The sequence below is a fragment of the Vibrio qinghaiensis genome (genome assembly GCF_002257545.1).
Lineage (GTDB): Bacteria > Pseudomonadota > Gammaproteobacteria > Enterobacterales > Vibrionaceae > Vibrio > Vibrio ordalii.
This window is the reverse complement of the sequence record NZ_CP022741.1, coordinates 2,602,256-2,622,605: the sequence shown is the minus strand read 5'-3', so window position 1 is coordinate 2,622,605 and position 20,350 is coordinate 2,602,256. Positions and strand designations below refer to the sequence as shown.

Here is a 20,350-nt window from a genome sequence, read left to right as displayed (position 1 = left end):
ATAAGTTTGATCATTAGGTTGTGGGTATAAAGCTTTATATAATCACACCTCATTTGCTTTGTATTAAATTATCATTTTATCATTTTATCAATGATCACTGATACTTCATGGTACACACATGATTGGAATACATTTTCAAATCAACGACTGGATGTTGAGTGTTGATGAAAATAAATTGTATCGCCAAGATAGGGAAGTTTCGGTCGAGCCAAGATTAATTAACCTTTTGTATTTTCTTGCAAAAAATGCAGGAGAAGTCTTTTGTCGTGAAGAGTTGATTGAACACGTTTGGGGTGGTGCGATTGTCACCGACCAAGTGGTGACTCAATCTATTTTTGAGCTGAGAAAACTGCTACGCGACGGCCGTGAAGAAAATACCCATTATTTAACGACTGTGCCTAAGCGTGGATATAAGCTGGTGGCAAACGTTACAAAAGTGTTTCCTGAACAAGTCGTTGAGCAGAATTGGCTGGTAATTAATGATGAACCCATCAGTAAATCAGCACAAAGGTCGGAAATTGAAGAGACGGCTGAACCAGAGTTGTCTGGCGATATTGCCTTTCCTGCCGGGCCGTTGACGCGCGCTTTTAGTAGCCGTAACACTTCTACACCACGCGATAGCATGCAAATTCGCCGTTGGAAATCGATGGCTTTTGATGTGCTATGGATAGGAGCGTTGATCATCGCTTTTGGTTTGTTTACCTACCATCAATCTGAAACCAATATTACTCAAGCGATTGATACCCATTTGATTGAGTTTAAATTCCAAGAACATTTCGCGCAGGCTCAAAGCAATATTGAGTTGTCCGATGGCTTAGTGCAAAAGCTGGCCGCTGACATCGCACAAGTCAGTCAATATCGGGTTCGTTTGAGTAAAACCCGTTTTGCTGCGGGGATTTTAGCGGGAAAAACGGTGACGGTGCAGGTCAAAGATGAGGGCGGTAAAGCTTATTTGGATGTGGAGTATCGCAATAATGGATCGGGAACCATTCTGTTTAGCCGCCAATACTCGCTTGCTTTGCCTCAAATTAAAGCCGTCATGAAGCAAGCCTCGCTGGATTTAATGCAAGCATTAGCCGTACCGGATGCGGCCAGTAAGGCTGAGCGATTAATGGCAGATATGCCCGCCAACCAGCAAGCGTTAGTCAAGTTGATTCAAGCCCATCATTATCTCAATGTATCTCAGCCATCTTCTTTTAAAGAGGGGATCAGGCTGTTAGAGGAGGTATTGAAAATTGAACCTGATAACACTTACGTGCAAGCTGAGTTATTAGTGGCTTACTATGTGCAAACGGCGCTCGATCCAAGCCAGGTGCTGAGCATTGACCGTGTGAATCAATTGACGCAGTCATTACTGCATGTCATCGAGCAAGGCCAACCATTGCAACAGCCGCGTATTTTCGAAGCATTAGCGCTGCATGAGACCATGCGTGATAATACGCCGCAAGCCAATCATTATTTGCAAAAAGTCCTTGCTGAGCGTGAATCAGTACTGGCGTATGTACTTTTGGGTAAACTGGCCGAATTACAGGGCGATAGAGAAAGGGCCAGTGAAGCGTACAGCGAAGCTTTTTATATTGATACGTCGATGGAAACTTATATGTTGTGTGAGAACTTAGCTTTTTATAGCAACCTTAAGTCGATTGATTACGCGCTCTATCGCGCCGTTCATCCATCGGTTACGACTGTGTTATAGAAACTGCGTTGGGTTTCATCTCAACTATACTGCGTGGTTTATGGCGTGCCATAGCACGAGAGTTGAGTGTTTATTACTCATCGTTATTTATCTGGGGGCTTTAACTGTCCCCTTTAGAGGCCACTATGCAAGGTATTCTTTCTATCCAATCTCACGTGGTGTATGGCTGCGCTGGCAATAGCTCGGCTGTATTCCCTTTGCAGCGTTTAGGGCATGTGGTTTGGCCGATTCACACCGTTCAATTTTCCAACCACACCCAATATGCGCAGGGCTGGACGGGCAAAGTGCTGCAACCGGGTGATATCAGTGATCTCGCGCAGGGCTTAGTTAATATTGAGGTCGTCAATGAGATCAAAGCAGTGATTTCAGGCTATATCGGGAGCGATGCGCAGGCTGATGAAATTTTAGATACAGTTGAGCGAGTGAAAGCTGCGAATCCTAATGCCCTATATATTTGCGATCCTGTGATGGGGGATCCGGTTAAAGGTTGTGTGGTGAGTCCGGAAGTAACCAAAGCTTTGTGTGAACGGATCATGCAGAAAGCCGATATTATTGTGCCTAATCAGTTCGAGTTAGCCCGATTTACGGGGATCGAGATTGATGATTTGGAGTCGGCGATTAAGGCGTGTCAACGCGCATTAACCATGGGGCCAAAAATTGTCTTAGTGAAGCATCTGCACAGTGCTTCTGAGCATCAATTTACCATGTTGTTGGGTAGCGCTCAGGGCTTGTTTCTTGTTACTCGGCCTTTGCTGGATTTTGTTCGCCAACCTGTAGGGGTAGGGGATCTCATTACGTCACTCTTTACTGGGCATTACTTGAATAATCACGATGCACTGAAATCATTCGAGCTGTGTAATCATGCGGTTTATCGAGTCTTAAAGCAAACGGCAGAGCAGGGCGAGTGGGAATTGCAAATTATTGCCGCTCAAGAGGAATTGGTCAGCACCATCGCTGATTTTACCGCTGTGCTGATAGCAACTGCAGGCTAAAACATCATCCAACGATACCAAACCCTAGTCCGAACGATCGCTCCTATCCTAAACCTTCAACCTCCGGCTTTTCTTTGTCGAGCGACTCTGTTCGCTCTATAGCGTGTTCTCTCAACTCTCAACTCTCAACTGATCAAAGCTATGGAGTCCGTTGGCGTTGGGCGAACATTGCGTTGGCAACGTCCAATTGTGTAGTGAAACCTTTCCTGATAACTGCGTTTGTGGCTTTATCACATCAAACGGTTTGTTTATCTCACCTATCTGCTCCGATTGTTCTCTCCTGATATTTTTAGCTTTTGTGATGTTTTGTTGTTTTATTTTTTATCTATCAGAAAAATAAGGATATTTATTTTTTTCGTTATCAGGTTTTTCTCAATAAATAGGGATTCACTCATTATTTTATTGATAAGCGCATCTTTATTTTTTTCGTCAATTTTGAGCGTAATCTGCAGCCAAATTCAGTGAGATGTCGTGGCGACCTATTAGCCAAAGCCTCTCACTTATTATGGTTTGAGCCTATGGCTCGTAGAAAATATCGGGAGACGTTATGTCATCGAATAGCAAAAAAATTGGCGTCATTGCCTGTACTGGGGTGGTCGCGGGCAACATGATGGGTAGCGGCATTGCCTTGTTACCCTCAAGCCTTGCAACGGTTGGCTCTATTTCTCTATTTAGTTGGATTATCTGCATCATCGGCGCGCTGAGCTTGGCGTTTGTGTTTGCACGCTTAGCCACTAAAAACCCACAAGAAGGTGGCCCAATTGCTTATGCAGGTGAAGTTTCACCAGTATTTGGTTTCCAAGCGGGTGTGCTTTATTACCACGCAAACTGGATTGGGAACTTAGCTATTGCCATTACGGGTGTCTCCTACCTTTCGGTGTTCTTCCCTATTTTGAACAACCCTGTTCCTGCTGGGATAGCCACTATTGCTGCGGTATGGGTGTTTACTTTGGTCAACTTGCTAGGGGGCAGTTGGGTTAGCCGTTTGTGTACGTTTGGTTTGGTATTAATTTTGGTTCCAGTGCTGGGCACTGCTCTTTTGGGCTGGACTCATTTTGATATGGCAACCTATCAACAAAACTGGAACGTTTCTGCTGGCAGTGATAATCACGCCATTATCAGTGCCGTATTGATCTGCTTGTGGTCATTTGTTGGTGTTGAGTCAGCCGCGGTATCCTCGGGTATGGTACACAACCCCAAACGCACCGTGCCGCTAGCGACAATGCTTGGCACGGCGATCGCGGGGATTATTTATATCCTTTCGACACAAATGATCAGTGGGATGTTCCCTGCCGCAGAAGTTGCCGCTTCCGGTGCTCCTTTTGCGCTCGCGACAACGGAACTCTTTGGTAGTTGGTCTGCACCGTTTGTTTCAGCCTTCACAGCCTTGGCTTGTTTTACGTCGTTAGGCTCTTGGATGATGTTGGTCGGTGAAGCGGGTAAACGTGCTGCGAGCGATGGCAACTTTCCTAAAATCTACGGCGATACGGACAAAAACGGTGTGCCTAAAAAAGGATTGATCTTAGCGTCAATCAAGATGACAGCGCTGATGTGTGTCTTGATGGCCTTTAGCTCTCAAACCGCGCACGCGTCAGATATCTTTAACCAACTTACAACAGATGCAGTGTTGTTAACCATGCTGCCTTACTTTTACTCCAGCATTAACTTGATCCGTTTCGAAGGTATGACGACGCGTAATGGTTTTGTGATGCTGTTCTCTGGTGTCGCGTGTGCGTTTTGTATGGTGGCACTGGCTGGCGCGGAGGGGACGACCTTGACCGCTACCTTCATCATGTCACTGGTCATTTTGATGTTCTACAGCAAAAAAACGGGCCTTGCTCAATACATAGAGTCACACAAAAACGATTTACCTGCGTCAGCGGCTTAATTTCCTAGGCTAGCGCGCCAGCTACGCAGTGCGTTAGTCCTTCATTTTCCTTGGTGCTTCTTCTCCTCACTATCACAACGGATAGGGAGCGCCTTTTCTCGTCTTGGAGATGTCCAAATGAATATTTTTGCTATCTTGAACCACATGGGTGTGTTCTTTAAAGAAGAGCCTGTTCGCCAGCTTCACGCGGCATTAGAAAAAGCAGGTTATGACGTGGTTTATCCCGTTGATGATAAAGATTTGATCAAATTAATTGAGATGAATCCGCGTGTTTGTGGGGTGTTATTTGACTGGGATAAATACTCTCTTGAGCTTTGTGAGCGCATCAGTAATGTCAACGAAAAACTGCCAGTACACGCATTTGCCAATGAGCAGTCAACGTTAGATATTTCATTGACAGATTTGCGTTTGAACGTGAGCTTTTTTGAGTATTCGTTAGGCATGGCCGATGATATTGCAGTGAAGATCAATCAAGCAACGCAAGAGTATAAAGATGCGATCATGCCTCCGTTTACCAAAGCGCTGTTTAAATATGTGGAAGAGGGCAAGTACACTTTCTGTACTCCTGGTCATATGGGAGGTACGGCATTCCAAAAAAGCCCCGCAGGAAGTATCTTTTATGATTTCTACGGCCCGAATACATTCAAAGCAGACGTCTCAATTTCGATGCCAGAACTGGGTTCACTGCTTGATCACTCTGGCCCACATAAAGAAGCGGAAGAGTATATTGCACGAACATTTAATGCCGACAGTTCTTACATCGTAACCAACGGTACTTCGACATCAAATAAAATTGTCGGCATGTATTCTGCGCCGGCGGGTAGCACTGTGCTGGTGGATCGTAACTGCCATAAATCATTAACTCATTTAATGATGATGACAGACGTAACGCCTATTTACTTCCGTCCAACTCGTAATGCTTACGGTATTTTAGGCGGAATTCCACAAAGCGAATTTAGCCGTGATGTGATTGCTGAAAAAGTGGCCAATACCCCGGGTGCCAGCGCGCCAAGCTATGCTGTGATCACCAACTCGACTTACGATGGTTTGTTGTACAACACCCAATTCATCAAAGAGTCTTTAGATTGTAAACACATTCACTTTGACAGTGCTTGGGTGCCTTACACTAACTTCAACCCAATTTACCAAGGTAAATGTGGTATGAGCGGTGAAGCGATGCCAGGTAAAGTGTTTTATGAAACACAATCTACTCATAAGCTGCTCGCCGCTTTCTCGCAAGCTTCGATGATTCATATAAAAGGTGAGTTTGATAAAGAGTCGTTTAACGAAGCCTTCATGATGCATACCTCGACCTCGCCTCAATACGGTATTGTGGCTTCAACTGAAACAGCAGCAGCGATGATGCGTGGCAATACGGGTCGCAAGTTGATGCAAGACTCTATCGATCGCGCCGTACGTTTCCGTAAAGAGATCAAACGATTAAAAGGTGAGAGTGATAGCTGGTTCTTTGATGTATGGCAGCCGGAGAATATTGATACAACGGAATGTTGGAAGCTAGACCCTAATGATAACTGGCATGGTTTTAAAGGTATTGATGATAACCACATGTACCTTGACCCAATTAAAATTACTTTATTAACTCCGGGAATGAATCAACAAGGTGAGCTTGAAGCGTCGGGGATCCCTGCCTCATTAGTGGCTAAATTCTTAGACGAGCGCGGCATTGTGGTTGAAAAAACAGGCCCATACAACCTGCTGTTCTTGTTCTCAATTGGTATTGATAAATCGAAAGCGATGCAACTGCTGCGCGGTTTGACTGAGTTCAAACGGGGTTACGATTTGAACTTGACCATTCGTTCGATTCTTCCTTCTTTATACAAAGAAGACCCAAGCTTCTACGAAGGCATGCGTATCCAAGATCTAGCGCAAGGTATTCACGACTTAACTAAGAAATATGCATTGCCAGAATTGATGTACAAAGCATTTGATGTGTTGCCTGAGATGAAAGTGACGCCACACGCGGCATGGCAGCAAGAACTACGCGGTAAAACTGAAGAGGTTCTGTTGAATGAAATGGTTAACCGCGTGAGCGCGAATATGATCTTACCTTATCCTCCTGGTGTACCTTTGGTGTTGCCAGGTGAAATGGTGACAGAGAGCTCACGTCCTGTCCTTGAATTCTTGGAAATGTTGTGTGAAATCGGCGCGCATTATCCGGGGTTTGATACTGATATTCACGGCTTGTATCGTCAAGCTAACGGGAGCTACACAGTGAAAGTGTTGAAAGACTAAAGGTCGATTTTGTTGGCGGTTTATCGGGAACCTTTATTGCGCGCGCAGCGATAAAGATAAACCCGCCAACACCCTAAATTCGATTGCGATACCTCAAACCAACGTAAATCGATTCAAGAGAGCCATTCGGCTCTCTTTTTTATCGAAGTATTTAGCGGCTCTCTAGCGGCTTATAGTGCTTATAGTGCTTAGAAAGCGTAAGAGGCGTTAATATAGAACTGACGAGGTGCGCCTGGCATAATTTGTGTCGCACCAGTGGCACTGACGTAATAGTCCTTATCTAACACGTTTTCTACGCTCAATTGAGTGCTCCAATCTTGCCATTGGTAACCCAGACGAGCATCAAAACGCGCGTAACCGGGCAGTTTGGTCGTATTTTGTGAGTCAGCATAGCGATCGCCTACCGCTGTCATACCCGTTTCAGCGAACCAGCCTTGTTCCGCTTGGTAGTGAATAAATAGTTGACCATTCAGTTTTGATACTGCACTTGGGCGATTGCCTTGGGTATTATTCTCGGCTTTGATGATTTCAGCATCTTGCCAGCCGATAGCCCCACGCAGTGACCATGTTTCGCTGAGGTATGCTTTCACATCCAATTCCACACCATCGGTTCTTTGTAAACCAGTGAGTAATATGATTTTTGGGTCGAGAGGATCTTTCATCCGGCGGTTATACATCTCTAAACGATACAGAGATAAAGTGCTGGCAATGCGTCCATCGAACCAATCGCTTTTTGCACCAATTTCATATAAACGGCTGTGCTCAGGATCAAGCTGATTGGCTTTGTTACCTGGTGAAAGACCAATCACCCCGCCTCCGACAGGAGAAAAGGTTTTGCTGTAAGAAGCGTATAAGGCGTGATCCGCCACTGGGTTCCAAACCAAGCCTAAGCGAGGACTTAGGTTATAAGAGGTTTGAGTTTCTTCTTTATTAAGATCCAAGCGGTGAGTGGTAACTTTAAATTCGTCGTAGCGCAGGCCAAGTAACAGATGCCAGTTGTTTAGACTGATTTGATCTTGTAAGTAAAGACCAGAGCTGCGTACTTTATGATTAGCATCGCTAGACAGCGACATTTCACCATTGTGGCTTGGGAGTTGGTCCGGTTGGTAAAGGTTGCCCGCAGGGATCGCCTCCTTATTTTGATACAGTTTTGGATTACGTTCCTGCCAACTCAGTTCTAGGCCAGCCAATAAACGGTGGTTAATTGAGCCGGTATTGAATTGGCCTTCCACTTCGCTTTGGCTGGTTAAGTTGCTGGCATTGAGCTGTTGCTGCCAGCGCTTACGAACCACGTTATCCCCTTTCACTTGAGTGACGTAAGTATTATCAAATTCGCTGTCGAGCTTAATGTAGCTGAGCTGTTGGCGCAGTTGCCAAAGATCGTTCAATTGCCAAGTGAGTCGTGAGCGAGTTGTTTCGCTCACATCATCAATAAAATCACGTTTAGTATCGCTGTAGACAGCGCTGTTAGGCACATCAGCCGGGTAGCCATTGACCGCAGGAATGCCGCGGTCCGGTGTGCGGTGGTGCTCATTACGTTCATACTGGATAAGAAAATCGAGGTTGTCCTTGATTGCCCAACGCAGTGAAGGTGCCAGCAGTGTGCGTTTGCCTTCCACACCATCGCGGAAACTGTTGCTGTCTTCTTGTGCCATATTCAAGCGCACCTGCACATCGTCATGTAATTCACCGCTAAGATCGGCAGCGAGACGTTGGTAATCATGGCTACCAATTCGTGCATTGATACTTGAGGTTTGGCCTTTTTGTGGCGTTTTACTGACTCGGTTGATGATGCCACCAGTACTACCACGCCCATACAGTACCGCCGCCGGTCCTTTCAGGATCTCGACACTTTCGATGTTGCCGAGATCGCGCGTGTACTGCATGTCATCACGGAAACCATCGAGGTAGAAATCGTTACTGGCCGCAAAACCACGAATTGTCACGCTATCAAAGCGGGTATCATTGACCGCATCAATACCGGGCGTACCGACTAGCGCTGCGCTTAATGAGGATGGATTAAAGGCGCTGAGCTGCTCTGCAGGTAGGCTATTAATGGTTTGCGGCACTAATTTCGCAGGCGTTGCAGTCCGTGTTGCGGTGGCAACAACCGGGTGCTGAGTTTGTTGGCTTGTTACAACCAATGTCTCTTCTTGGGCTAGTGCTGAGTGATGGGCAGCGAGAATAGCTAAGCAAAGTAATGTGGGGCGACTTTTAAAATAGGACATAATGAACTCTTACAACAATTCGTTATGCGAATGGTAATTGATATCATTAACATTTAAAAGAATAAGTCACCTTTATTTATTGCCGCTAAGTCTATTTGTTTAATGAATGAGCAATGTGAGATCAATAGCAATAGCAATGTTGTCAGCAGAGATAGCTTTTACTGGTGTTTTGAGTAATAAAAATGAAAAAACCGAGCGCAGAGGCTCGGTTTTAAAAGCGATGGTATCTAGTTGCTCGATTCGTGCAGTAGCTAGATTAGTTCATGCCGTATTTTTTTAGCTTCTTACGAAGAGTACCGCGGTTGATACCCATCATGGTTGCTGCGCGAGTTTGGTTACCGCGAGTGTACTGCATGATGGTGTCGAGTAGTGGCTGTTCAACTTCAGCAAGAACTAACTCGTATAGTTCTGTCACTTCTTGGCCGTTTAACTGCGCAAGGTAGTTTTTAAGAGATGCTTTAACTGAATCACGTAGTGGTTTTTGCGTGATTTGATCTTGTGAAGTTACGGTTGTTACTGTGAAAGCTTCTGAAGTCAGGTTTTGTTCGAACATATGCGGTCTAGCTCTTCTCTTAATTATGATGCAACGTTATCAAAATAACCTTCGAGCGCGTCAATTTGCAGCGGTGCTGCGTCAATAGCGTTGAAGGTACGGCGAAACTCACTCGCTTGCTCATGTTCTTTCAGATACCAACCCACATGCTTACGAGCGATGCGAGGGCCTAAATACTCACCATAGAAACTGTGGAGAGCTTGTACATGACCAAGCATAATATCTTTCACTTCCGCAGCCGGAAGTTCAGACATCGTGGTGCCGTTTTCCAAATAGTGTTGGATTTCTTGGAAAATCCACGGGCGACCTTGGGCAGGGCGTCCAATCATTAAAGCGTCAGCGCCGGTGTAATCCAGCACGTATTTCGCCTTCTCTGGGCTATCGATATCACCGTTAGCAATAACCGGAATAGAGATGGCGTTTTTCACCGCTTTAATGCTGTCGTATTCGGCCTCGCCTTTGTACATACACGCTTTGGTTCTGCCATGCAGGGCTAAAGCTTGTATGCCGCAGTCTTCGGCTAATTTAGCGATGTAGACACAGTTTTTGTTGTCCGTGTCCCAGCCAGTACGGGTCTTTAATGTCACGGGGACATCAACGGCGTTCACCACCGCTTTCAAGATCTGTTCAATCGTCTCCGGAAATTGGAGTAAGGCTGAACCCGCCAGCTTTTTATTCACCTTTTTTGCTGGGCAACCCATGTTGATGTCGATGATCTGAGCACCGTTCTCAACACTAAATTGGGCTGCATCGGCCATAAGCTGTGGGTCGGCTCCCGCAATTTGTACCGAGCGAATGCCCGATTCGCCCTCATGTACCATACGTTGCATCGACTTTGACGTATTCCATAGAGCAGGATTAGAGGACATCATTTCACTGACGGCCATGCCTGCTCCATAGCGAAGACACAACTCTCGAAATGGTCTGTCAGTTACTCCTGCCATAGGGGCAACGATAAGATTGTTCTTAAGTTGATAGTTTCCGATTTTCAAAACGTCATCACAGTTCTGTACCAGCAAGGGCGCGCATTTTACGCATTTTTTTACTGCGTGAAAAGACTAATATTTGAGCATTTACAATTTGTTTTAGTAAATCGTATAAAATACAGTCTATTAGCGCACAAAGTCTTATCTAGCCTTGCTTGCCTTGCTTGCGACCTGAGATGCGGCACCACTCATTGAGCTCAATGATCGGGTCAATGTGAAGCTCGTCACGATAATGGTTGGCAACCTCTTCGGCTTGAGTGTCCAAAACGCCGGACATCGCAAGTTGGCCATTGGGTTTAAGTAGCCCTTTGATCACGCCATTCAGGTCGCGCAGTGGGCCGGCCAAAATGTTGGCCACAACTACGTCAGCGACTAAGCCTTCAGGTTGGTCTTGTGGCAAATACACTTCAAGTTGGTCAGCTACGCCATTGCGTCCTGCGTTGTCGTTAGAAGCAAGCAGTGCTTGTGGGTCGATATCAATACCGACGACTTTGGCTGCGCCCAATTTGATCGCCGCAATGGCTAAGATGCCTGAACCACAACCAAAATCAATGACGGTTTTGCCTGTTAGGTCGAGCCCTTCGAGCCACTCTAAACATAATGCAGTCGTTGGGTGAGTGCCTGTGCCGAATGCAAGGCCCGGGTCGAGCATCACGTTGACAGCGTCAGGTTCTGGGATTTCACGCCAGCTTGGGCAAATCCACAAACGTTGACCAAATTTCATTGGGTGGAAGTTGTCCATCCATTCACGTTCCCAGTCTTTATCTTCGAGCTGTTCAACTTTGTAGGCAAAGTCATCACTCAGCAGTTTGCTTGAGCGAATTTGGTCAATGATCCATGCGCTATCGGCTTCGGCATCATACAGCGCCAGCACGTCGGTATCGCCCCAAAGGCGAGTTTCGCCTGGAAGCGGTTCAAAAACAGGGGTGTCGTGCGCATCAAGAAAAGTGACGGATACTGCGCCCGTCTCTTCCATCAGCATGTCGCCAATTGGCTCGGCATTGGCGTTAGTTGCGTTCAGTTTAATTTGAATCCAAGGCATGTCAGTTGCTCTGTTATGTCGTCAGTTGGCGCAGAGTTTAGCAGAAACTGACTCAGCTGCCGAAAACAAAAATGCTCACCGAAGTGAGCATTTGGTTTCTCGCGACGCGAAGAGAAGATTAGTGCTGTAAGCCCAATTTCTTCTCAAGGTAGTGGATGTTCGCCCCACCGTGTTGGAAGTTCTCATCTTGCATGATCGATTGCTGCAAGGTGATGTTGGTTTTAATGCCATCGACGATCATTTCGTTTAACGCATTTTTCATGCGCGCAATTGCCACGTCACGGTTTTCACCGTAAGTGATGAGCTTGCCGATCATTGAATCGTAATGCGGTGGCACTGTGTAGCCTGCATAAATGTGTGATTCCCAACGAACGCCCATACCGCCCGGCGCGTGGAAGTGTTCGATTTTGCCCGGAGAAGGGAGGAAACGAACCGGATCTTCCGCGTTGATACGGCATTCAATCGCATGGCCACGGATCTTAATGTCATCTTGGGTAAACGACAGTGGTTGACCTGCGGCGACGCGAAGTTGTTCTTTGATGAGATCAACACCAGTGACCATTTCGGTGACTGGGTGCTCAACTTGAATACGCGTGTTCATCTCAATGAAGTAGAACTCGCCGTTTTCGTATAGGAACTCAAACGTACCGGCACCACGATAGCCAATTTCGAGACAAGCGCGTGTACAACGTTCACCGATGTATTTACGCATCTCTTCGGTAATACCTGGTGCAGGCGCTTCTTCAACCACTTTTTGGTGACGACGCTGCATTGAGCAGTCACGCTCACCAAGGTGAATTGCGCCACCTTGGCCATCCGCAATAATTTGTACTTCAACGTGACGTGGGTTTTCTAGGAATTTTTCCATGTAAACCATGTCATTGTTGAACGCCGCTTTGGCTTCGGCACGTGTCATTGCGATCGCTTGGGTCAGTTCACTTTCGCTACGAACCACACGCATACCACGGCCGCCGCCGCCGCCAGAAGCTTTGATGATCACAGGGAAACCAATACGTTTCGCGTGGGCTTTATTTTTGGCTTCATCGCCATCCAGTGGGCCGTCAGAACCTGGCACACAAGGAACGCCCGCTTTTTTCATTGCGCTGATGGCTGACACTTTGTCACCCATCATGCGAATGGTATCGGCTTTCGGGCCAACAAAAATGAAGCCTGAACGCTCGACTTGTTCAGCAAAGTCGGCGTTTTCAGAAAGAAAACCGTAACCGGGGTGAATGGCTACTGCGCCAGTCACTTCCGCTGCAGAAATAATGCGTGGAATGTTTAAGTAGCTGTCAATACCACGTGCTGGGCCAATACAGATGGTTTCGTCGGCCAGCAGTACGTGTTTTAAATCACGATCGGCAGTGGAGTGCACGGCAACAGTTTTGATGCCAAGCTCTTTACATGCGCGCAGAATACGAAGTGCAATTTCACCTCGATTCGCGATGACTAATTTATCTAACATAAAGCAAACCTCGATTATTCGATAACAACAAGCGGTTGGTCGAATTCAACGGTCTGGCCGTCTTCAAGTAGGATTGCCGTAACGGTACCTGCTTTATCGGCTTCGATTTGGTTCATCATTTTCATCGCTTCAACGATGCATAGTGTGTCACCGACTGAAACACTTTGACCGACTTCGATGAAGGATTTTGAATCTGGACTTGGTGAGCGGTAGAAAGTACCGACCATTGGTGAAAGCACTTGGTGACCTTTTGGCGCTACAGGCGCGGCGGCTTCAGCCGTTGGCGCAGGGGCAGCGACTGGCGCGGCTTGTTGTGCTGGCGCTGGTGCAGCGTAATGCATCTGAGCCATCTGTACTGGCGCAGTGTTACGACTGATGCGTACCGATTCTTCACCTTCAGAGATTTCTAGTTCAGAAATGCCAGATTCTTCTACCAGTTCGATAAGCTTTTTGATTTTACGAATATCCATCTTTTCTTTCTCTTTATCTTGTGAATACGTCAGCCCTTAAGGTTGGGCCGTAGAGTGTTTGTTTATCGTTGATCGTATGTGGGTTATTTTGTCTGTAGCGCTTTTATGGCGGCTGCAAGAGCAAATTCATAACCTTGTGCACCTAACCCGCAAATCACCCCTTGCGCCTTATCCGACAAATAGGAGTGGTGGCGAAAAGGTTCACGTGCGTGAACGTTGGATAGATGCACTTCAATAAATGGGATGGCGACACCCAATAGCGCATCGCGCAGTGCCACACTGGTGTGCGTCAATGCAGCGGGATTAATGATGATGATGTCGACCTTGCCGTAAGCGGCATGGATGGCTTCGATCAGCTCATATTCGCGGTTCGATTGAAGATGTTCTAACTCAATATCTGCTTTTTGCGCTTGTTCGCGTAATGTCTCGACAATGTGCGCTAAGGTGTCAGAACCATAATGTGCAGGTTCACGTAGCCCTAACAGGTTAAGATTTGGCCCATTTAAGACCAGAATGCGAGATTTAGCAGTCATTGTGTCGACATCTCCCTATATCGTGAAACGAATATTAATATTCCCATATTATTCTTAGGTCAGAGTGAATTTTTCGTCAAAAATTCCCTGAATTTAAGAAATTGCCCAAGATTATAGCTAATTCAGCGCAAATGGCAGCAATTTACTGGTCTTATCAGATAGTTTACTCATTTAATTCTGCAACCGAGTTAACAGAATGAGAAGAAGTGAGAGGGAAAGAAAAAGCCGCCACAAGTGTGACGGCTTAATCATCTCAATGCCTCGCGGCAGGTAGCATCGTTAGCGTTAAGACAATTCTGCTTTTTCGGCGATCAATTTATCCACTACGCTAGGATCGGCCAGTGTCGAGGTATCGCCCAAATTACTGGTGTCGCCGGTGGCGATTTTACGCAAAATACGGCGCATGATTTTGCCAGAACGGGTTTTGGGCAGTGAATCGGTCCAGTGCAGCACATCGGGCGTTGCAATCGGCCCAATCTCTTTTCGTACCCAATCTTTGACCTCTTTGTGCAGCTCGGCACTGGGGTAGACGCCATCATTTAAGGTGATGTAAGCATAAATGGCTTGGCCTTTAATATCGTGTGGCACGCCGACAATTGCCGCTTCTGCAATTTTATCAAAAGCAACCAAAGCCGATTCAATTTCCGCAGTGCCCATACGGTGGCCAGAAACGTTTAACACGTCATCCACGCGGCCTGTTATCCAGTAGTAGCCATCCTCATCACGGCGTGCGCCATCGCTGGTGAAATACATGCCTTTGAAAGTTGAGAAATAGGTTTGTTCAAAACGGTCATGATCGCCATAAACGGTGCGCATTTGGCCCGGCCATGAATCTAAAATAACTAAGTTACCTTCGGCAGCCCCTTCAATGATGTTGCCCATGTTATCGACCAAGGCTGGTTGCACGCCAAAAAATGGCCGTGTGGCCGAACCCGGTTTAAGTGCCGTCGCGCCCGGCAGTGGCGTAATTAAAATGCCACCCGTTTCGGTTTGCCACCATGTATCGACAATCGGTGATTTCTCGTTGCCTATGGTTTTGTAGTACCACTCCCACGCTTCTGGGTTAATTGGTTCTCCCACCGAACCCATAATGCGCAAACTGGTGCGTGACGTCTCTTTGACGGCTTCATTGCCTTTCGCCATCAAGGCGCGAATAGCGGTCGGCGCAGTGTAAAGAATGTTTACTTGGTGTTTATCTACCACTTGACTCATGCGGTTGGTGTCTGGGTAGTTGGGAACCCCTTCAAACAGAACGGTTTTTGCACCATTGGCCAAAGGACCGTAAACCAAGTAGGTGTGGCCAGTGATCCAGCCCACATCGGCGGTACACCAAAACACTTCGCCCGGCTGATAGTCAAACACATATTTGAAGGTCATCGCCGCGTAAACAAGGTAGCCACCGGTTGTGTGCAGCACACCTTTGGGTTTACCGGTTGAGCCTGAGGTGTAGAGGATGAAGAGGGGATCTTCCGCTTTCATGGCTTCGGCTGGGCAGTGGTCGGAAGCTTTTGCGGTCGCTTCATGCCACCACACATCACGATGTTCGTGCCAGTCAATTTGGCCACCAGTGCGTTTAAACACGATCACTTTGCTGATGTTTTTCACTTCAGGATGAGTCAAGGCTTCATCGACGTTTTTCTTCAAGGGCACAGCGCGACCGCCACGTACACCTTCGTCGGCAGTGATGACTATTTTGGAATCGGAATCGATAATGCGACCGGAAAGGGCTTCCGGTGAAAAGCCTCCAAACACCACAGTGTGCACTGCGCCAATTCGAGTACAAGCGAGCATCGCAACGGCTGCTTCTGGCACCATAGGCATGTAAAGACAGACCACATCTCCTTTGCGCACTCCTTGCTCTTTCAACACATTAGAAAAGCGACACACTTGTTGATGGAGTTCTTTAAAGGTGAGGGTTTTATCATCAGCCGGATCGTCACCTTCCCAAATAATTGCCACTTCATCACCACGTGTGGCAAGGTGGCGATCAATGCAGTTAGCGGAGACATTTAATGTGCCGTCTTCAAACCAGCGAATGTCTACATGGCCAGTATCAAACGAGGTTTGTTTCACTTGAGTGAAAGGCTTAATCCAATCCACAATCTTGCCGTGTTCACTCCAGAAACTTTCTGGGTCGGTCACTGATTGTCGGTACATCGCTAGGTAAGTGTCATTATCCGCATGTGTTTTGGCTTTGATATTCTCTTTTACCGAATAAACGTGGGCTTCACTCATTACTCTTCTCCTTGTGAATTCAAACAATTTCCCTGTTGATTGGCGATTAGGTTGCGCTGAAAGGAAAATCTGTATGTGGGTAACTGTCAGTCAGAGTACGATTTTCTACAATTAGACTTTAGGATGAGTGTGGGGTAAGTGCTAGCGCGAGTAAGGCGCAACAAAGGGAGGTAGATCACCTTTGGTCAAGCGCACAAACACTAATGCCGCGGCGATGGCATCTTGCAGCGCGTCGTGTTTATCCTGTATCGGTAAGTCGAGATGGCGACAAATCGCCTCTAAGCTGAGGTCGATGTACGCGTTCGGCAACATTCTCTCTAACTGATCATGATAGATCTGACTTACTTCGATGAGAGCATTGGGCAGTGGAAAGCCTAAATGTCGCCGACAAGCGAGGTCGAGGATTTTCTTGTCATAACGAATGTGATAGCCCACTAAAGGTCGGTTGCCGATAAAGTCTAATAGGCGAGTGATGGCCTCTTGCTCGTCGATGCCATCGACCAGATCTTGATGGCGAATTTTGTGGATTTTGACTGAACCTGAGTCGAGCGATTGTGGCGCGCTCAAACGCACTTCAAATGGCTGGCTGGTTAAAATGCGGTTGTCGATAATTTTGGTGGCGGCAATCGTCACTAACTCGGCGCGATTCGGGTCAAGGCTGGTGGTTTCGCAATCGAGCGATACATATTCCCCTTGCATCGGCGTTGCAAACAGTGGCTGATAAGGCGAGTCTTTTAGTTTGTGAAACCAATAATGGCGTGTAAACCAATTCAATTTTCAGACTCCACTATTCGCGAATTTGATAGTGATAGCCAAGCCACTGCTTGAATTTTTTCACCACGTGTAAACTGTGCCTGAGCAGGTCACGCTCGGTTCGGTCGAGCTGTTTTAAATCGAGTTTATTGGTGTTGTGTTGATTGCTCAGTTGCTGAGCTAAGCGCAATTTAAAGAACTGTTTGAGCGCTTCACTGAGGTTATCGGCGGTTTCTCTTTCCAAGACCTTTTGCTGCACTAAGGCCTCGATACGTTCAAAGGTGTTGTTTTGTTGAACTTGATGTTCAAGGCTTAAGGCGCGAATGCCATGCACAATCGGGAAAATGCCACCTTGTTTAATATCTAAGCCAGATTTGGAGTGTTTCACCGTGCCAAACAGTGTAAGTGGCACAGAAAAACTCAGCGCGGGGCGAGTAAACTCCATCAAAATCAATTCTTGGTCGGCCATTAAATGGCTCAAGTGCTGTTTAATAGGGGCCAATAAGTGTTTGTTGCCCGCAACGGCGTGTGCGTCGGCCATGATCGCAATGTCCATCACTTGCTCGGGTTTGGCCGCTTTCACCCATTGACTAAGCGTGGTTTTCCACTCATTTTGGCTTTTAACCCATTTCGGATTATTGACCATCACATTGCCCGGACAAAGCGGATAGCCGAGCTGCTGTAAGGTGTGGGTGAGCGTGTCCATGACCACACCCATTTGATGCCACTGCAAGCCATCTTTGATGATCAGCGCGTTATCTTGGTCGGTTTTTAGGATCTGCTCTCCACGGCCTTCGGAGCCGAGTACGATCAAGCAGCAGTGATCATGCAGCGCGGATGGCACAACCAAATGAAAGGCTTTTTCGATGATCTGTTCATTAACCGCTGAAATCAGCTCCATAATAAAACGAGTGCGAATGCCATTGTTGATTAGGCTTTCAACCAGTTGCCGCTGTTTGCTTGAGGCAAGGGCTAACTCTTTCACACAGCTGGCGCGAGCAATACTTAACGTCAGCACGTGAGAATGAGTGGAGAAAGCACTAAGAATTTGTGTCATGTCCAGCATGCCAACCGCTTGATGGCCATCACACACCATCACTCGTTTTATGCGGTTGCGCGTCATGGCGATCATTGCATTAAACAGAAAATCGCCATCGTTGATGTGCAGCACAGGAAAGGTAGCAATTTCCCCAACAGGGGTATCGAGCGGCTGGTTATCGAGCATAACGGAATGCAGCATATTGGTGCGCGTGACGATAGCATAGGGGTGCGCACTGGGGTTTTCGATTAAGCGTTGATCATGCTCGGCAAGACGAACTAAGGCCGCATCAACTCCGTTATCGCGTAATTGCTGGGTCACTTGGTTGAGCGGTTGATCTGGGTTTAAAATCATCGGTGGATGGTAAATTGAGTCATCCACCTTAGTTAAAATAAATTCGGCTAAATTCTTCTGCTGATGTGCTACATCAAGCAGAGCTTGGCGTTTGGCAAGGTTATTGTCGAAGTAGGCGGCGAACTGGCCGTTGTCGTTATACAGTTCGAGAAAGACGGCTTTCGGCAGCAGATAGCTTAAGGTATCTTCCAGCGCCACGTACTGATGCTTGGCTTTTTCTTCAAACAGTGCGCGTACATCAAACATGTCATCGTTGGCGTAGTGAGCAAAAATCTCTTTGCCATCTGGCGAGCGTTCTTCGACCGCGCCTTTGATCAGTACGTGCAGATACACGCTGGGCCTGTCACTGGCCTGCAGCAGATCGTTGCTACGAAAATACGCCACATCCAAGGATGAGCGAAGTCGCTGTTGCTGCGGCAATGTTAAGCGGTCAAAGGGCGGTGACTGCATGTTGAATTTGTCAGGCATAACGATCGTCACTCAGAAGAAATTCCTATCTAAGTGTGACAAAAATCGCCACTACCTCCAGACGACTTTGGTCTAATGAGTGACATGACCCGCAAGGTTGTGAATAAGGAAACAGATTTATCAGTAAACTTCCCTTTTTAGAATCTTAAACTGCCTGCATAATACCGCCGTTTTCTCTCCCTCATTTTGTTCAGGATGAATCATGCTTAACCCCTCTCCATATGGTTGGATATCGCAGTACTTTATTGGTTTCTTCTTTGCGTATGGCGTTTATTTGCCATTTTGGGCGCTATGGTTTGAAAACCAAGGTGTGTCTGCAACTGATATTGGCGTATTAATCGGTATGGGTTTTGCCACGCGTTGCGTTGCTAACTTTGTGATTACGCCGCGTGTTCATAAGGCTGAGCACCTTTTGCCAGCACTGCGTTGGTTAAGTTTAGCGGCGCTGCTATTTATTGGTTTTCACTTTTTTACGGGCGGCAGTTTCTGGCTGATGGCGTTAGCCACTGTGCTGTTTAATATCTGCTGTGGCCCCGTGGTGCCGCTATCTGATGCGATGGCTAACTACTATGCGCGCTTAAAAATGCTCGATTATGGCCGCACTCGCTTATGGGGGTCGGTAGCTTTTATCGCTGGTTCTACCGTGGTTGGCGTACTTGTGGCACGTTATGGTTCAGACATGATCCTCTATACCGCCTTAGCAGGGATATTTGTTTCGCTACTGATCAGCTTGCGCAATCCCAACCCAATGCCCGTGACGGTTGGTGATGCACATGCTGTCCGGCCGAAACTGACGCAGTTATTGCGTGAATGGCCAGTCGTCAAATTCTTGATTTTAGCGGCGCTAATACAGGGCAGTCACGCGGCGTATTATAGTTTTAGCTCGATTCACTGGAAAGCGGCGGGGCATTCTGAAGAGCTAATCGGTTATTTATGGAGCCTTGGGGTTGCCGCTGAAGTGGCGGTATTTGCGCTCAGCAAACGCCTTTTTTCAGGGTGGTCACTACGCACACTATTTGTTGCCGCGTCGATCGGGGTTGTGGTGCGCTGGGGGCTTATGGCATCGACCACCGCGCTGCTTGCGCTAGGGACGATTCAACTGCTGCATGGGGTGACGTTTGCGATGGCGCATATTGCGGCGATTCAATACATTCAGCACGCACCGCAAAGCAAAATGGTGGCTATGCAAGCGCTGTATAACGCCATTCCACTTGGGGCATTTATTGCTTTGATGACCACCTTGAGTGGTTGGGGTTATGAGCGCTGGGGCGCGAATGTATTTTGGGCGATGGCGGTAATGGGTATCTTAGCGCTATTGATCAAAGTCGAACCGACCTCATCTAACGTGTCAGGTATTGAGGTAATGAAAGCTACGCCTGAAGCACAGAATTAACC

The 20,350-nt window shown here is 47.1% G+C and carries 15 protein-coding genes; 5 read left to right on the top strand and 10 right to left on the bottom strand.

The window, feature by feature from the left end:
• Positions 1-118 precede the first annotated feature (118 nt).
• From cadC to CCZ37_RS12160, 4 genes are all read left to right on the top strand, one after another.
• Positions 119-1,696, top strand: coding sequence for a lysine decarboxylation/transport transcriptional activator CadC (gene cadC / locus CCZ37_RS12175; RefSeq protein WP_094500631.1), 1,578 nt, complete (start codon positions 119-121; stop codon positions 1,694-1,696).
• A 125-nt stretch (positions 1,697-1,821) separates the two neighbouring features.
• Positions 1,822-2,688, top strand: a complete 867-nt coding sequence (gene pdxY / locus CCZ37_RS12170; protein WP_094500630.1) for a pyridoxal kinase PdxY — start codon at positions 1,822-1,824, stop codon at positions 2,686-2,688.
• Positions 2,689-3,235: 547 nt separating this feature from the next.
• Positions 3,236-4,576, top strand: a complete 1,341-nt coding sequence (gene cadB / locus CCZ37_RS12165) for a cadaverine/lysine antiporter (protein WP_094500629.1) — start codon at positions 3,236-3,238, stop codon at positions 4,574-4,576.
• Between the two features lie 117 nt (positions 4,577-4,693).
• Entirely contained in the window at positions 4,694-6,829 is a 2,136-nt protein-coding gene (locus CCZ37_RS12160) for a lysine decarboxylase CadA (RefSeq protein ID WP_017042215.1), read from the top strand.
• A gap of 188 nt (positions 6,830-7,017) precedes the next feature.
• On the opposite strand, the gene CCZ37_RS12155 is transcribed toward CCZ37_RS12160, so the two are convergent.
• The 10 genes from CCZ37_RS12155 to CCZ37_RS12110 all read right to left on the bottom strand — a co-directional run bounded on the left by CCZ37_RS12155 (position 7,018) and on the right by CCZ37_RS12110 (position 18,955).
• Positions 7,018-9,057 carry a TonB-dependent receptor gene (locus CCZ37_RS12155; protein WP_094500628.1) on the bottom strand — a complete coding sequence of 680 codons (2,040 nt, stop codon included), beginning with the start codon at positions 9,055-9,057 and terminating at the stop codon, positions 7,018-7,020.
• Between the two features lie 256 nt (positions 9,058-9,313).
• On the bottom strand, positions 9,314-9,610 hold the full coding sequence (gene fis, locus CCZ37_RS12150) for a DNA-binding transcriptional regulator Fis (RefSeq protein ID WP_010320338.1): 297 nt from the start codon (positions 9,608-9,610) through the stop codon (positions 9,314-9,316).
• A 23-nt stretch (positions 9,611-9,633) separates the two neighbouring features.
• Complete coding sequence (gene dusB / locus CCZ37_RS12145) at positions 9,634-10,602, bottom strand: tRNA dihydrouridine synthase DusB (RefSeq protein ID WP_010320339.1); 969 nt, start codon at positions 10,600-10,602, stop codon at positions 9,634-9,636.
• 139 nt (positions 10,603-10,741) lie between these two features.
• Positions 10,742-11,638 carry a 50S ribosomal protein L11 methyltransferase gene (prmA, locus tag CCZ37_RS12140; RefSeq protein ID WP_094500627.1) on the bottom strand — a complete coding sequence of 299 codons (897 nt, stop codon included), beginning with the start codon at positions 11,636-11,638 and terminating at the stop codon, positions 10,742-10,744.
• Between the two features lie 118 nt (positions 11,639-11,756).
• Positions 11,757-13,103, bottom strand: coding sequence for an acetyl-CoA carboxylase biotin carboxylase subunit (gene accC, locus CCZ37_RS12135; protein ID WP_010320341.1), 1,347 nt, complete (start codon positions 13,101-13,103; stop codon positions 11,757-11,759).
• Positions 13,104-13,117: 14 nt separating this feature from the next.
• The gene (gene accB, locus CCZ37_RS12130; RefSeq protein WP_010320342.1) at positions 13,118-13,573 is read right to left on the bottom strand and encodes an acetyl-CoA carboxylase biotin carboxyl carrier protein; all 456 of its coding nucleotides are present in this window, start codon (positions 13,571-13,573) and stop codon (positions 13,118-13,120) included.
• An 83-nt stretch (positions 13,574-13,656) separates the two neighbouring features.
• A complete protein-coding gene (aroQ, locus tag CCZ37_RS12125; RefSeq protein ID WP_094500626.1) occupies positions 13,657-14,106 on the bottom strand; it encodes a type II 3-dehydroquinate dehydratase in 450 nt (149 codons plus the stop codon).
• Between the two features lie 285 nt (positions 14,107-14,391).
• Positions 14,392-16,341, bottom strand: coding sequence for an acetate--CoA ligase (gene acs / locus CCZ37_RS12120; RefSeq protein WP_094500625.1), 1,950 nt, complete (start codon positions 16,339-16,341; stop codon positions 14,392-14,394).
• A gap of 141 nt (positions 16,342-16,482) precedes the next feature.
• Entirely contained in the window at positions 16,483-17,115 is a 633-nt protein-coding gene (locus CCZ37_RS12115; RefSeq protein ID WP_094500624.1) for a 3'-5' exonuclease, read from the bottom strand.
• A gap of 13 nt (positions 17,116-17,128) precedes the next feature.
• A complete protein-coding gene (locus CCZ37_RS12110; protein ID WP_094500850.1) occupies positions 17,129-18,955 on the bottom strand; it encodes a DUF294 nucleotidyltransferase-like domain-containing protein in 1,827 nt (608 codons plus the stop codon).
• A gap of 202 nt (positions 18,956-19,157) precedes the next feature.
• On the opposite strand from CCZ37_RS12110, the gene CCZ37_RS12105 reads away from it, so the two are divergent.
• Positions 19,158-20,348 carry a 3-phenylpropionate MFS transporter gene (locus CCZ37_RS12105; RefSeq protein ID WP_064625986.1) on the top strand — a complete coding sequence of 397 codons (1,191 nt, stop codon included), beginning with the start codon at positions 19,158-19,160 and terminating at the stop codon, positions 20,346-20,348.
• The last annotated feature ends 2 nt before the right edge of the window (positions 20,349-20,350 follow it).

Coding starts and splice junctions, on each gene's coding strand:
- accC (WP_010320341.1), bottom strand. CDS start 13,103: ATGTTAGATAAATTAGTCATCGCGAATCGAGGTGAAATTGCACTTCGT.
- CCZ37_RS12110 (WP_094500850.1), bottom strand. CDS start 18,955: ATGCCTGACAAATTCAACATGCAGTCACCGCCCTTTGACCGCTTAACA.
- cadB (WP_094500629.1), top strand. CDS start 3,236: ATGTCATCGAATAGCAAAAAAATTGGCGTCATTGCCTGTACTGGGGTG.
- pdxY (WP_094500630.1), top strand. CDS start 1,822: ATGCAAGGTATTCTTTCTATCCAATCTCACGTGGTGTATGGCTGCGCT.
- CCZ37_RS12160 (WP_017042215.1), top strand. CDS start 4,694: ATGAATATTTTTGCTATCTTGAACCACATGGGTGTGTTCTTTAAAGAA.
- acs (WP_094500625.1), bottom strand. CDS start 16,341: ATGAGTGAAGCCCACGTTTATTCGGTAAAAGAGAATATCAAAGCCAAA.
- cadC (WP_094500631.1), top strand. CDS start 119: ATGATTGGAATACATTTTCAAATCAACGACTGGATGTTGAGTGTTGAT.
- accB (WP_010320342.1), bottom strand. CDS start 13,573: ATGGATATTCGTAAAATCAAAAAGCTTATCGAACTGGTAGAAGAATCT.
- prmA (WP_094500627.1), bottom strand. CDS start 11,638: ATGCCTTGGATTCAAATTAAACTGAACGCAACTAACGCCAATGCCGAG.
- aroQ (WP_094500626.1), bottom strand. CDS start 14,106: ATGACTGCTAAATCTCGCATTCTGGTCTTAAATGGGCCAAATCTTAAC.
- CCZ37_RS12155 (WP_094500628.1), bottom strand. CDS start 9,057: ATGTCCTATTTTAAAAGTCGCCCCACATTACTTTGCTTAGCTATTCTC.
- fis (WP_010320338.1), bottom strand. CDS start 9,610: ATGTTCGAACAAAACCTGACTTCAGAAGCTTTCACAGTAACAACCGTA.
- CCZ37_RS12105 (WP_064625986.1), top strand. CDS start 19,158: ATGCTTAACCCCTCTCCATATGGTTGGATATCGCAGTACTTTATTGGT.